This is a genomic window from Streptacidiphilus monticola (genome assembly GCF_042658505.1).
Lineage (GTDB): Bacteria > Actinomycetota > Actinomycetes > Streptomycetales > Streptomycetaceae > Streptacidiphilus > Streptacidiphilus monticola.
The window spans coordinates 24571-36951 of sequence record NZ_JBHSQJ010000055.1; the positions used below are offsets into that span (position 1 = coordinate 24571).

General features: G+C 71.0%; 11 protein-coding genes. 2 read left to right on the forward strand and 9 right to left on the reverse strand.

What is annotated here, in order from left to right; genetic code table 11:
* Positions 1-95 precede the first annotated feature (95 nt).
* The 4 genes from ACFP3V_RS14115 to ACFP3V_RS14130 form a co-directional block, all read right to left on the reverse strand.
* Positions 96-1667: a Na+/H+ antiporter gene (locus ACFP3V_RS14115; RefSeq protein WP_380583340.1), complete on the reverse strand. Its 1572-nt coding sequence runs from the start codon at positions 1665-1667 to the stop codon at positions 96-98.
* A 111-nt stretch (positions 1668-1778) separates the two neighbouring features.
* The gene (locus tag ACFP3V_RS14120; RefSeq protein WP_380583341.1) at positions 1779-2717 is read right to left on the reverse strand and encodes an RluA family pseudouridine synthase; all 939 of its coding nucleotides are present in this window, start codon (positions 2715-2717) and stop codon (positions 1779-1781) included.
* Between the two features lie 21 nt (positions 2718-2738).
* Positions 2739-3314: a signal peptidase II gene (gene lspA, locus ACFP3V_RS14125; RefSeq protein WP_380583378.1), complete on the reverse strand. Its 576-nt coding sequence runs from the start codon at positions 3312-3314 to the stop codon at positions 2739-2741.
* A gap of 174 nt (positions 3315-3488) precedes the next feature.
* Complete coding sequence (locus ACFP3V_RS14130) at positions 3489-4013, reverse strand: TraR/DksA family transcriptional regulator (protein WP_380583342.1); 525 nt, start codon at positions 4011-4013, stop codon at positions 3489-3491.
* A gap of 479 nt (positions 4014-4492) precedes the next feature.
* On the opposite strand from ACFP3V_RS14130, the gene ileS reads away from it, so the two are divergent.
* Both ileS and ACFP3V_RS14140 read left to right on the forward strand, forming a co-directional pair.
* On the forward strand, positions 4493-7627 hold the full coding sequence (gene ileS, locus ACFP3V_RS14135; protein ID WP_380583343.1) for an isoleucine--tRNA ligase: 3135 nt from the start codon (positions 4493-4495) through the stop codon (positions 7625-7627).
* A gap of 115 nt (positions 7628-7742) precedes the next feature.
* On the forward strand, positions 7743-8441 hold the full coding sequence (locus ACFP3V_RS14140) for a hypothetical protein (RefSeq protein ID WP_380583344.1): 699 nt from the start codon (positions 7743-7745) through the stop codon (positions 8439-8441).
* A gap of 84 nt (positions 8442-8525) precedes the next feature.
* Here the strand turns inward: ACFP3V_RS14140 and ACFP3V_RS14145 are convergent, their stop codons facing one another.
* The 5 genes from ACFP3V_RS14145 to pgeF form a co-directional block, all read right to left on the reverse strand.
* On the reverse strand, positions 8526-9722 hold the full coding sequence (locus ACFP3V_RS14145; protein WP_380583345.1) for a DivIVA domain-containing protein: 1197 nt from the start codon (positions 9720-9722) through the stop codon (positions 8526-8528).
* 49 nt (positions 9723-9771) lie between these two features.
* Positions 9772-10056: a YggT family protein gene (locus ACFP3V_RS14150; RefSeq protein WP_380583346.1), complete on the reverse strand. Its 285-nt coding sequence runs from the start codon at positions 10054-10056 to the stop codon at positions 9772-9774.
* A 41-nt stretch (positions 10057-10097) separates the two neighbouring features.
* On the reverse strand, positions 10098-10673 hold the full coding sequence (locus ACFP3V_RS14155) for a cell division protein SepF (RefSeq protein WP_380583347.1): 576 nt from the start codon (positions 10671-10673) through the stop codon (positions 10098-10100).
* Between the two features lie 130 nt (positions 10674-10803).
* Positions 10804-11526, reverse strand: a complete 723-nt coding sequence (locus ACFP3V_RS14160; protein ID WP_380583348.1) for a YggS family pyridoxal phosphate-dependent enzyme — start codon at positions 11524-11526, stop codon at positions 10804-10806.
* The gene (gene pgeF / locus ACFP3V_RS14165; protein ID WP_380583349.1) at positions 11523-12260 is read right to left on the reverse strand and encodes a peptidoglycan editing factor PgeF; all 738 of its coding nucleotides are present in this window, start codon (positions 12258-12260) and stop codon (positions 11523-11525) included. The genes ACFP3V_RS14160 and pgeF overlap by 4 nt, the downstream gene beginning before the upstream one ends.
* Positions 12261-12381 lie beyond the last annotated feature (121 nt).

The window sequence follows — 12381 nt, forward strand, 5'->3', positions numbered from 1 at the left end:
ACGGGGCTTCAGCGTCTTCGCATAGCCGGCGTCCCCGGCGTCCGCCGCACCTTCCGCCGTCTCCAGTGTCTCCTCGACGGACAAGCGCGCCGCACCTACCTCTCGCTGCGCAGATCCAGCCGCCGGATCACCCGGTCCACCACCTCGGGATCGGCGCCGGGTTCCAGTCGGGCGATCTGCATCTCCTGACGGGACGCGGCCAGCATTTCATCCGCGACGCGCCGGAACTCGCGGGCACGCCGGACGCGGTCCTTGAACTCGGCGCGCTGCTGCTCGTCGTAGATGTCCGGGCGGCTGCGCGCCAGCAAGTCCGTCTGACGCTGCCTCAGGCGTTCGACCAGGTCCTCGGGGAGCTCCTCCGCCTTGGCCAGCTCCTTGAGCCGCAGCAGCCCGGCCCGGGTCGCCCGGAACCACAGCCGCCGCTCCTCGCGGTCCTCGGCGTCCTCGTCCCGGCCCAGCCGCAGCCACTTCACCAGCTGAGGCAGCGTCAGTCCCTGGACCACCAGGGTGAACAGGACCACCGCGAAGGCGATCAGGACCAGCTCCGGGCGCTGCGGCACGGCGGCGGGAAGGGCGAGGGCGAGCGCGACCGACGCCACCCCGCGCATCCCCGACCACCACAGCACCACGGACTCCCGCCAGCCGAGCGGGGTGGCGTCCTCGCGCTCGCCGATGCGCCGGTCCCACCAGTTGGCGAGCCAGCCGCCGCCGAGCAGCCAGAGCAGCCGCACGCCGACCACCACGCCGACGACGATCGCCGCGTCCCCGACCATGTGCTGCCAACTGCGGCCCACCTGCTCGACGACGGCGGCGAGTTCGAGCCCGATGAGGCCGAAGGCCATGCCCGAGATCAGCAGCTCGACCACGTCCCAGAAGGCGCTGCCGACCAGCCGGAACCCCACGTCGTCGGCGCCCACCGCCCGGTCGTTGATCCACAGGGCGCAGACCAGCACCGCCAGCACGCCGGAGCCGTGCAGCTCCTCGGCCGCCACATAGGCGGCGAAGGGCACCAGCAGGCTCAGCGCCACCTGCAGCGTGGGCTCGTCCAGCAGCGACATCAGCCGACCGCTGATCCAGCCGAGGCCGACCCCCAGCACGACGGCGAGCACGGCGGAGAGGATCAGCCGCAGCACCGCCTGCCCGCTGCTGAAGTGGCCGCTCACCGCCGCGTCCACGGCCAGGCCGTAGACGACCAGCGCGGTGACGTCGTTGAACAGGCCCTCGGTCTCCAGGATCCCCATCAGCCGGCGCGGCATGCCGACGCTGCCGGCCACGGCGTTGGCGGCGATCGGGTCCGGCGGGGAGACCAGCGCGCCGAGCGCCACGGCCGCGGCGACCGGGACGGCGGCGTTGGCCCAGTGCAGCACGGCGGCGACCACCGCCGTGGTGACCAGCACCAGGGCCACCGCGAGCAGCAGGATGACCCGGAAGTTGCGCTTGAAGTAGCCGAAGCTGGACCGCTGGGCCGAGGCGTAGATGAGCGGCGGCAGCACCAGCGGCAGGATCAGGTCCGGCTCGATGGCGATGTTCGGCACGAAGGGCAGGACCGCGAGCACCCCGCCGAACAGCGTCATCACGACCGGCTGCGGGAAGCCGATGCGCTCGGCCAGCGGGGTGGTGACGACAGCGGCGAAGAACAGGGCGAACAGCAGGATCAGCTGGGTCATCCCGCCCGACCGCTCCTCTCCCGGCTCACTGCCTGTGCGTGCCCAGCCTGCCAGCGTGCGCGCCCCCGTGCGCTGCCGACTCCGTCATCCGGGTCGGCCGGTGACGCGGCGTCAGCTCTCGGAGCTGATGATCTCCAGGGCGCGGGCCAGGTCCGCCGGGTACGGGCTGTCGAACTGCACCCACTCGCCGGTCGCCGGGTGCTCGAAGCCGAGCGAGACGGCGTGCAGCCACTGGCGGGTCAGCCCCAGCCGCTTGGCCAGCGTCGGGTCCGCGCCGTAGGTGAGGTCGCCGACGCAGGGGTGGCGCAGCGCCGACATGTGCACCCGGATCTGGTGGGTGCGGCCGGTCTCCAGCTTGATGTCCAGCAGGGAGGCGGCGCGGAACGCCTCGATCAGGTCGTAGTGGGTGACCGACGGCTTGCCGTCGGCCACCACGGCCCACTTCCAGTCACTGTGCGGGTGGCGGTCGATGGGCGCGTCCACGGTCCCGGACAGCGGGTCGGGGTGGCCCTGGACCAGGGTGTTGTACTTCTTCTCCGGCACCCGGTCGCGGAACTGCTGCTTGAGGTTGGAGTAGGCCAGCTCCGACTTGGCGACCACCATCAGCCCTGAGGTGCCGACGTCGAGCCGGTGCACCACGCCCTGCCGCTCGGCGGCACCGGAGGTGGAGATGCGGTAACCCGCCCCCGCCAGACCGCCGATGACGGTGGGTCCGGTCCAGCCCGGGCTCGGGTGCGCGGCCACGCCGACGGGCTTGTCGACGACGACGAAGTGCTCGTCGTCGAAGACGATCTTCATGTCGTCGATCTTCTCCGGCACGATCTGCACGGGCGCCGGAGGCGCCGGGATCTCGACCTCGAGCCAGGCTCCGGCGGTCACCCGCTCGGACTTGCCGACGGCCGAACCGTCCACGGTGACCTTGCCCTCCGCGGCCAACTCGGCGGCCTTGGTCCGGGAGAACCCGAACATCCGCGCGAGCGCGGCGTCGACACGCTCGCCCTCGAGTCCGTCGGGCACGGGCAGGCTGCGGTACTGGGGAACGGTGCTCACCTGAACGAGTATGCCCGACGGTCAGGAGTCGATCTTCGCCTGCTGCTGCTCACGCTGGTGGCTGCCGTCCGGGTTGCTGCCGAGGAAGCTGAGCAGGACGACCAGGATGCCGCCGCAGACGATGGCGGAGTCGGCGAGGTTGAAGACGGCGAAGTGCTTGACCGCGATGAAGTCGACGACGTGCCCCTGGAAGATGCTGGGCGCGCGGAACACACGGTCCGTCAGATTGCCCAGCGCGCCGCCGAGGAGCAGCCCGAGGGCGATGGACCACGGCAGGCTGTAAAGCTTGCGCGCGAGCCGGACGATCACGACGATCACACCGGCGGCGATGGCCGTGAAGACGATCGTCATGGCCTGCCCCATCCCGAAGGCGGCCCCGGCGTTGCGGATCACCTCGAACTGCACCCAGTCCCCGACCACACGGATCGGGTCCTGCCCCTCCAGCCGGGAGACGACCAGCAGCTTGCTCCCGAGGTCGATGAGGTACGCGAGGACGGCGACGACGACCAGCACCCCGATCTTGCGCTTCCGCGCGGGGGCGGCCACCCGCGCCGTCTCGACGGGCGGGGCGTCGTTGGTGGAACCGGAGGTGTTGATGATGCGCTCCGCGAGGACCGTAGGCCGACGTACATACAGCCCCGAGCCTACAGGTGCCCGTAGGAGCCCGAGGAACTGCGCGAGCAACCCACCACCCGGCGAGACTCGTCCCGCACGTGGGGAAGGACCTCCGCAGGTGGTGGGTTGCTCGCGCGGTTCGCGCACCCCTGGGGGCTACCGCCGTTCCTGCTTCTGCTTGCACTCCACGCACAGCGTGGCCCGGGGGAAGGCCTGCATCCGCGCCTTGCCGATCGGCTTTCCGCAGGACTCGCAGCTGCCGAAGCCCGTCGCCGTCAGGCGACCCAGCGCGCGCTCCGTCTGGGCCAGCATCTCCCGCGCGTTCGCGGCGAGCGACAGCTCGTGCTCCCGCGAGATGTTCTTCGTCCCCGCGTCCACCTGGTCGTCGCCGGCGCCGTCGCCCGAGTCCCGCATCAGGCCGGTGACGGCCTCCTCGGCGGTGGCGATCTCCGCGCGCAGGCTGGCGGCGTCCGCCGTCAGCTCCTGCTGCAGCTCGGCGACCTCCTCGGCCGTCCACGGGTCCTCGCCCGGACGTACCGGCAGGGACGCCGGGTCCGTGCGCGCGCCGGAGGCGGTGTGCGGACGGGCCGCCGCCGTGGTCTTGAGCCGGGCCTCCCGGTCGCCCGCGGACACTCCGGTGCGGCCTGCCCCCGCTGCCCCGCTCCTTGCCTTGTCCGCCATCTGACCTGACCTTTCTGACGCTCTGACCCGACTGTGAACGTGTGCGGGAACGATAATCCGTGAACATTCGTGCCACAACGGGACATACCGGTACATGCGTGCAACATGCCGCCGGGACTTTCCCGTCTGGGTGGACGAAGAGGTTGTGCCCAGAACGTGACGCGATAACCGCGATGCGTTATGCGTTTGCATCCGCCTGTAGGCTTGCCCTGCAAGGCGTTGATGGGGACGAGTACCCACGTACGCAGCCTTGAGCGACCCGGGGACGGTGCGAGCCCGGGGGCGTGCGCGTGGCGAAGATCACCCCGGAGCCGCCGGAGGAACGCCCAGTTGACGCTGGGTCAGTAGAACCGGCAGCAAACCCCAATGAGGGGGTCGCGCGCTCCGGCGCACGGCCAAGGAGGGTGGTACCGCGGGGCGCGCAGCGCGTCTCGTCCCTCCGTCGGATCATCGAGCCAGCGCTCTCCGCCGGAGGAAGCATGTCAGCGCAGTACCGCGCCGTCCCCGCCCAAGTCGACCTGCCCGCACTCGAGCACGGCATCCTCTCCTTCTGGCAGGACAACAAGATCTTCCAGCGCAGCCTGGAGCAGTCCGAGGGCCGCCCCGAGTGGGTCTTCTACGAGGGCCCGCCGACCGCCAACGGCATGCCCGGCGCGCACCACATCGAGGCCCGCGTCTTCAAGGACGTGTTCCCGCGGTTCAAGACCATGAAGGGCTACCACGTCGCCCGGAAGGCCGGCTGGGACTGCCACGGCCTGCCGGTCGAGCTCGCCGTCGAGAAGGAGCTCGGCTTCTCCGGCAAGCAGGACATCGAGGCCTACGGCATCGCGGAGTTCAACGCCAAGTGCCGCGAGTCGGTCACCCGGCACACCGACGCCTTCGCCAACCTGACCACGCGGATGGGCTACTGGGTCGACCTGGACCAGGCCTACCGGACCATGGACCCCTCCTACATCCAGTCGGTCTGGTGGTCGCTCAAGCAGATCTTCGACAAGGGCCTGCTGGTCCAGGACTTCCGCGTCGCTCCCTGGTGCCCGCGCTGCGGCACCGGTCTGTCCGACCACGAGCTGGCCCAGGGCTACGAGACGGTGGTCGACCCGTCCGTCTACGTCCGCTTCCCGCTGACCTCGGGCCCGCTGGCCAGCAAGGCCTCGCTACTGGTGTGGACGACCACGCCGTGGACTCTGGTCTCCAACGTCGCGGTCGCCGCCCACCCGGAGGTGACCTACGTGGTCGCCACCGACGGCACCGAGCGGGTCGTCGTCGCCGAGCCCCTGGTCGAGAAGGCGCTGGGCGAAGGCTGGAGGCTGACCGGCGAGCGGTTCACCGGCAAGGAGATGGAGCGCTGGACCTACCGGCGTCCGTTCGACCTGCTGGCCGTCGAGGGCGCCCACTTCGTCGTCAACGCCGAGTACGTCACCACCGAGGACGGCACCGGCATGGTCCACCAGGCGCCCGCCTTCGGCGCGGACGACCTCGCGACCTGCCGCGCCTACGGCCTGCCGATGGTCAACCCGGTCCGCGCCGACGGCACCTTCGAGCCCGAACTCCCGCTGGTGGGCGGCGTGTTCTTCAAGAAGGCGGACGAGGCCCTGGTGGCCGACCTGCAGGCGCGCGGGCTGCTGTTCCGCCACGTCCCGTACGAGCACAGCTACCCGCACTGCTGGCGCTGCCACACCGCGCTGCTCTACTACGCGCAGCCGTCCTGGTACGTGCGCACCACGGCGGTCAAGGACGCCCTGCTGCGGGAGAACGAGGCCACCAACTGGCACCCGGAGAGCGTCAAGTACGGCCGTTTCGGCGACTGGCTGAACAACAACATCGACTGGGCGCTCAGCCGTAACCGCTACTGGGGCACCCCGCTGCCGATCTGGCGCTGCGAGAACGACCACCTCACCTGCGTCGGATCGCTCGACGAGCTGGGCGAGCTGACGGGCCGTGACCTCAGCGAGCTGGACCCGCACCGGCCCTTCATCGACGAGGTCGTCTTCGACTGCCGCGAGTGCGGCACCACCGCCACCCGCGTGCCGGAGGTCATCGACGCCTGGTACGACTCGGGCTCCATGCCCTTCGCCCAGTACGGCTACCCGTACGCGAACAAGGAGCTGTTCGAGGCGCGTTACCCGGCGCAGTTCATCTCCGAGGCCATCGACCAGACCCGCGGCTGGTTCTACACGCTGATGGCGGTCGGCACGCTGGTGTTCGACAAGTCCTCGTACGAGAACGTGGTCTGCCTGGGCCACATCCTGGCCGAGGACGGCCGCAAGATGTCCAAGCACCTCGGCAACATCCTCGACCCGATCGAGCTGATGGACACCAACGGCGCGGACGCGGTGCGCTGGTTCATGGCCGCCGGCGGCTCCCCCTGGAGCGCCCGCCGGGTCGGTCACGGCACGATCCAGGAGGTCGTCCGCAAGACGCTGCTGACCTACTGGAACACCGTGGCCTTCCAGGCCCTCTACGCCCGCACCGCCGGCTGGGCCCCCTCCGACGCCGACCCCGCCGTCGCGGACCGTCCGCTGCTCGACCGCTGGCTGATCGGCGAACTCCACGCGCTGGTACGGGACGTGGACGCGGCGCTGGAGGCCTTCGACACCCAGCGGGCCGGCAAGCTGCTGTCCGCCTTCGTCGACGACCTGTCCAACTGGTACGTCCGCCGCGGCCGTCGCCGCTTCTGGCAGGGCGAGCCGGCCGCGCTCGCCACGCTGCACGAGACGCTGGAGACGGTCACCCGGCTGATGGCCCCGCTCACCCCGTTCATCACCGAGCGGGTCTGGCAGGACCTGGTCGTCCCGGTCGTCCCCGGCGCTCCGGAGTCGGTCCACCTGGCGAGCTGGCCGGAGGCGGACGAGTCGCTGATCGACACGGACCTCTCCCGTCACATGGCGCTGGTGCGCCGCCTGGTGGAGCTGGGCCGCGCGACCCGTGCGGACAGCGGCGTGAAGACCCGTCAGCCGCTGTCGCGTGCCCTGGTCTCGGCGCAGGGTTACCAGGAGCTGCCGCCGGAGCTGCTGGCACAGATCGCGGAGGAGCTGAACGTCACCGCGATCGAGTCGCTGGCGGAGGTCGGCGGCTCACTGGTGGACACCAGCGCGAAGGCCAACTTCCGCGCGCTGGGCAGGCGTTTCGGCAAGGGCGTCCAGGACGTCGCCAAGGCGGTCGCCGCGGCGGACGCGGCCGCGCTCAACGCCGCGCTGCGCAGCACCGGCTCCGCCGAGGTCGAGGTCAACGGCGAGACGGTCTCCCTGTCCCCGGAGGAGGTCGTCATCACCGAGACCCCGCGCGAGGGCTGGGCCGTGGCGAACGAGGCCGGCGCGACGGTCGCGCTCGACCTCCACATCACGCCCGAGCTGCGACTCGCGGGCGTCGCGCGCGACGCCATCCGCCAGGTCCAGGAGGCCCGCAAGAACAGCGGGTTGGACGTCGCGGACCGGATCACGCTGCGCTACCGGGCCGACAGCCCGGACACCGCGGCCGCCCTGACCGCCCACCGCGACCTCCTCGCGGACGAGGTCCTCGCCACGGACTTCGCCGAGGGCGACCCCGAGTGGTCCGACGCCCGGGCGTTCACGGACGAGTCGCTGGGCCTGACCTTCTGGCTGACCCGGGCCTGACGGCCCGTCAGCCTGGGGTACCGCGCCGCGGGACGCGGCGCGNGCGGGACGCGGCGCGGTACCCCCTTCGGCACGTGCGGTGTTGCCGCCTCCGGCGGCCGTCCGAGAATGAGGTATGGCGTCAAGCACGGGACCCGACGCTCCGGGCCGTGCCGCGCCGGAGCGGCCCGACGCGCGGGGTGAGCGCTGGTGGCCCGTGGCACTGGCCGTCGTGGTGGCCGCCGGCCTGCACGTCGCGCTGCCGGCGCGGTACCGGGTCGACCCGCCGTGGGTGGTCCCCGTCGTGCTGTTCATCCTGCTGGCCGTGCTCGTCGTCGGGGATCCCGGCCGGATCGACCGGCAGAAGGCGTGGCTGCGGGTGGCCACCGACGCGATGATCGCTTTCGTCACGGTGGCGAACCTGGTGGCAGCCGGACTGCTGGTGGCCGACATCCTCACCGGCAACAAGGTCTTCGCGAACAACGCCACGGGCCTGCTGGCGACCGGCGGAGTCGTGTGGATCACCAACGTGATCGCGTTCGCGCTCTGGTACTGGGACCTCGACCGCGGCGGCGCGGCGTCCCGGGCCCATCCGGCTCGCGCGCCGGACCCCGCTTTCGTCTTTCCGGAAATGCAGCACTCCAGCCACCGCCCCGCCTGGACACCGGGGTTCGCCGACTACCTGTCGCTGGCGTTCTGGACCGCCACGGCACTCAGCCCCACGGACGTCTCCGCGATCAGGCCCTGGGCGAAACTGCTGATGATGACCGAGGCGGCGGTCTCCCTGGTGATCGCGGCGCTGGTCATCGCCCGCGCGATCAACATCCTGCAGTAGCAACGGACGACAACGACCGACCGCCGACCGCTCCCGAGGTGCGGGGAGCGACCGGCGGTCGGTCGTACGGGTGCTGACGATCTGTCAGGACTCGTCGTCCTGGTCGATCAGGAAGCCGCGCATGGGCTGGGGTGCCTGCTGCAGCGGAGGCTGCGGCCGGACCGCCGCCATGGGCTGGGTCATCGCCGCCGGAGGCGTCGGCTGCGGGGCGCCGGCGGGCGCGAACCCGTTGCCGCCGAAGCTCGGCTGGGGCGCGGCACCGTTTCCGCCGCCGAAGGACCCGCCGCCGAAGCTCTGGTTCCCACCGAAGCTCGGGGCGCCAGAGCTCATCGGCGAGGCACCGACCGGCGTCATGGACGGCGTCGGCATCGGGGACGGCGCCGGCGGCAGCGAGGCCGTGGCCGGGGTGCGCGGCGGGGCGAGCGAGTCGTCCGCCTGCGACTCCAGCTGGCGCAACTGCGTCTCCAGGTAGGACTTCAGGCGCGTGCGGTACTCGCGCTCGAAGGCGCGCAGGTCCTCGACCTTGCGCTCCAGCGTGGCGCGGGCGGACTCCAGGGAGCCCATGGCGACGCGGTGCTTCTCCTGGGCGTCCCGCTCGAGGGCGTCGGCCTTGGCGCGGGCGTCGCGCTCCAGACCCTCGGCGCGGCTGCGGGCCTCTCCGACGATCTTGTTGGCCTCGGAGCGGGCCTCGGCGATCGCCTGGTCGGCGGTCTGCTGGGCCAGCGCGAGGACGCGGGCGGCGCTGTCGTTGTTCGGCTGCTGCTGGGCCGGCAGGTGCGGCTGCAGCTGACCCATGGGCTGCAGACCGCCGCCCATGGTGTGGCCGCCCATCGGGCCGCCCTGCATCTGCGGGGCCGGCTGCAGCTGCGGACCGCCGGGGCCGGGCAGGGCCGGGGCGCCCGGAAGCGCCGGCTGGCCGGGGTGGCCCATCGGCGGCTGGCCCGGGTGGCCCTGCATCTGCTGACCGGGCATCTGCTGGCCGGGCATCTGCGGCGGCATGCCCTGCTGCGGAACCGGCGGGCCGGATATGGCAGCGGGGACCGGAGCACCGCCCGGACGCTGGTGCTGCTCCTGCTCCTTGCGCATGTTCTGCTGGTTCTGCGCCGCGGCACGAGTCGCGGCGGCCAGTTTGGCGCGCAGGTCCTCGTTCTCCCGCAGCAGTCGGGTCAGCTCTCCCTCGACCTCGTCGAGGAAGGCATCGACCTCGTCCTCGTCATAGCCTTCGCGGAGGCGGACGGTCGTGAACTGCTTGTTCCGCACGTCCTCGGGGGTCAATGCCATCTCTTCACCTCAACGTGATCGTCGGACAGTTCGGCGCGTGAAACCCTCATCACATCGCCGCCACGACCTGGATCAGAATCAACACAATGATGATCAGCAGCATGAAGGCCAGGTCGAGCGCCACTCCCCCGAAGCGGACCGGCCGGATCCATCGGCCGAGCAGCTTGAGCGGGGGATCCGTGACGGTGTAGACGCTCTCCAGGACGACCACCATGGCGCGACCGGGGCGCCAGTCGCGGGCGAAGAACTGCACCCAGTCCATCACCATGCGGATCAACAGCAGACCGAGGAAGCAGTACAGCACGATGTACAGCACCTGCCATACAACGTTCACCGCAGCGTCTCCCCTCGATCCTTCGTTCTTCTCACAGAGCGTCAGCTCTGGTTGAAGAAACCACCCTCGGCGATCCTGGCCTTGTCCTCCGCCGTGACATCGACGTTAGCAGGAGACAGCAGGAACACCTTCTGCGTCACTCGCTCGATGCTGCCGTGCAGTCCGAAGACGAGTCCGGCTGCGAAGTCTACGAGTCGCTTGGCGTCCGTGTCGTCCATCTCCGTGAGATTCATGATCACAGGGGTGTTCTCGCGGAAGTGTTCCCCGATGGTACGGGCCTCGTTGTAGGTCCGCGGATGCAGCGTGGTGATGCGGTAAGGCTCCCGTTCGGAGGCGGACTTGGAGGTGATCACCGGCGCACTCTTCTCGACGGAACGACGTTCGGGTGTGATGGATGCCACTGGCGCCATCCGCGGCTCGGGACGCATCGGCGCGATCACGGCCGAGGTGGCGACGGGAGCCGGAGCCGGGCGCGGGACCTCCTCGGTGCGGCCCGTCCGCAGGGGCTCGGGCTCGGGGCCGTAGTCCTCGTCGTCAGGGTCGTAGCCCTGAGCGTCGTAACCATCGTCCTCCACGAGACCGAGGTAGACCGCCATCTTGCGCATTGCGCCGGCCATACTCCTGTCCTCCGCTCTGTGGTGGATCGGCCCGGGGCGGTTCTACGATCCACGACCTGCCCCCGCTGCGCGAGGGAGATTCCTGATTGTCCGGATTTGTTCTTCCGGTCTGATCTTCTAACTGGTGACGTTACCGGAGCGGTGGCCGCGCACCGAGCACCGCCGTTCCGACACGGACGTGTGTCGCACCGGCGGCGATGGCCTCCTCCAGGTCCCCGCTCATCCCTGCGGAGACCATCGTGGCAGCCGGGTGCGCCTTTCGTACGGCGGATGCGATTTCCGCGAGGCGGTCGAACGCGGCACGTGGATCGCCTGCGTACGGTCCGACGAGCGGGGCGACCGCCATCACCCCGTCAAGTCGCAGGCCCGGAGCGGAAGATACGGCCTCGGCCAACTCCTCGACGCGGGCCGGCGCGACGCCGCCGCGGGCCTGGGCCTCGGGGGTGTCCCCCTCGAGGCCGACCTGGATCAGGCACCCCAGATCGCGGCGTCCGCTTTTCCGTACTTCGTTGGAGAGAGCGGTGACGAGTCGGAGCCGGTCCACGGAATGCACACAGTCGGCGTAACGCAGAACAGAACGGACTTTGTTGGTCTGCAATTGGCCGACGAAATGCCACCGGAGCGTCAGGTCCGCGCATTCCGCGGCCTTCGGTGCGGCGTCCTGATCGCGGTTCTCCGCAACGTCCGTGACACCGAGTCCGGAAAGGAGCCGGGTGTCGGAAGCGGGGTAGGTCTTGGTGACGACGATCAGCGTGACGTCCGCGCGCGGGCGGCCGGCTGCGGCGCACGCCGCGGCGATGCGCTGCTCCACGGCGGTGAGGTTGGCGCGGAGCTCCTCGACGCGCGCCGTCATGAGCCGTCCCCGAGTCGGATGTAGCTGCCGAGCCGACCGGTGGTCCGCTCCCGGCGGTAGGAGAAGTGGTCCTTCGACTCGACCGTGCAGACGCCGAGTTCGGCGACCTCGGTCACCCCCAGCTCGGCGAGCTGGGAGCGGACCCCGGCGGGGATGTCGAGGGAGGGGGTGCCCCAGCTGGTCTCCGCGTAGGCGGCCGGGGTGTCCTCGGCGACGGCGGCGCGGAGATCGGCGGGGACTTCGTAGCAGCGTCCGCAGACGCCGGGCCCGATGAGAGCGCTGACGCGCTCGGGGTGCGCGCCGCGCTCCCGCATCAGGCGGAGGACGGTCCCGGTGACATGGGCGGCGAGGCCGGGCCGTCCGACGTGGGCCGCGCCGACGACCCGGGCGACGGGGTCGACGAGGAGGAGCGGCGTGCAGTCCGCGGTGAGGACCGCGAGGACCAGGTCCGGCCGGTCCGTGACCACGGCGTCGACGGAGGGCGCGTGGCCCGCGGGCTGACGTTCCGTCACGATGGCGCCGTCGGCGCCGTGCACCTGGTTCATCCAGACGACGTCGGCGGCGGCGAAGCCGAGCGCCTTCGCGACGAGCTCCCGGTTCTCGGACACGGCGGCGGGGTCGTCACCGACGGCGCCGCCGAGGTTCAGCGACGCGTACGGCCCGCTGCTCACCCCGCCCCACCGGGTGGTGAACGCGACCCGCGCCCCGGGCAGTTCGCCAGTCTGAACGATCATGCCGCTCACCCTACCGAACCATTCGGGGGCGCGAGGAACTGCGCGATCGGCCCACCACCCGCGGAGGTCCGACCCCATCGGCGGGACGAACCTCCCCGAGCGGTGTGTNTCGCCCAGCTCC

What these genes read in the sequence shown, in the direction of transcription:
- ACFP3V_RS14115 (WP_380583340.1), bottom strand. Translation starts at nt 1,667, where the DNA reads ATGACCCAGCTGATCCTGCTGTTCGCCCTGTTCTTCGCCGCTGTCGTC.
- ACFP3V_RS14130 (WP_380583342.1), bottom strand. Translation starts at nt 4,013, where the DNA reads ATGGCGGACAAGGCAAGGAGCGGGGCAGCGGGGGCAGGCCGCACCGGA.
- ileS (WP_380583343.1), top strand. Translation starts at nt 4,493, where the DNA reads ATGTCAGCGCAGTACCGCGCCGTCCCCGCCCAAGTCGACCTGCCCGCA.
- ACFP3V_RS14140 (WP_380583344.1), top strand. Translation starts at nt 7,743, where the DNA reads ATGGCGTCAAGCACGGGACCCGACGCTCCGGGCCGTGCCGCGCCGGAG.
- ACFP3V_RS14145 (WP_380583345.1), bottom strand. Translation starts at nt 9,722, where the DNA reads ATGGCATTGACCCCCGAGGACGTGCGGAACAAGCAGTTCACGACCGTC.
- ACFP3V_RS14155 (WP_380583347.1), bottom strand. Translation starts at nt 10,673, where the DNA reads ATGGCCGGCGCAATGCGCAAGATGGCGGTCTACCTCGGTCTCGTGGAG.
- ACFP3V_RS14160 (WP_380583348.1), bottom strand. Translation starts at nt 11,526, where the DNA reads ATGACGGCGCGCGTCGAGGAGCTCCGCGCCAACCTCACCGCCGTGGAG.
- pgeF (WP_380583349.1), bottom strand. Translation starts at nt 12,260, where the DNA reads ATGATCGTTCAGACTGGCGAACTGCCCGGGGCGCGGGTCGCGTTCACC.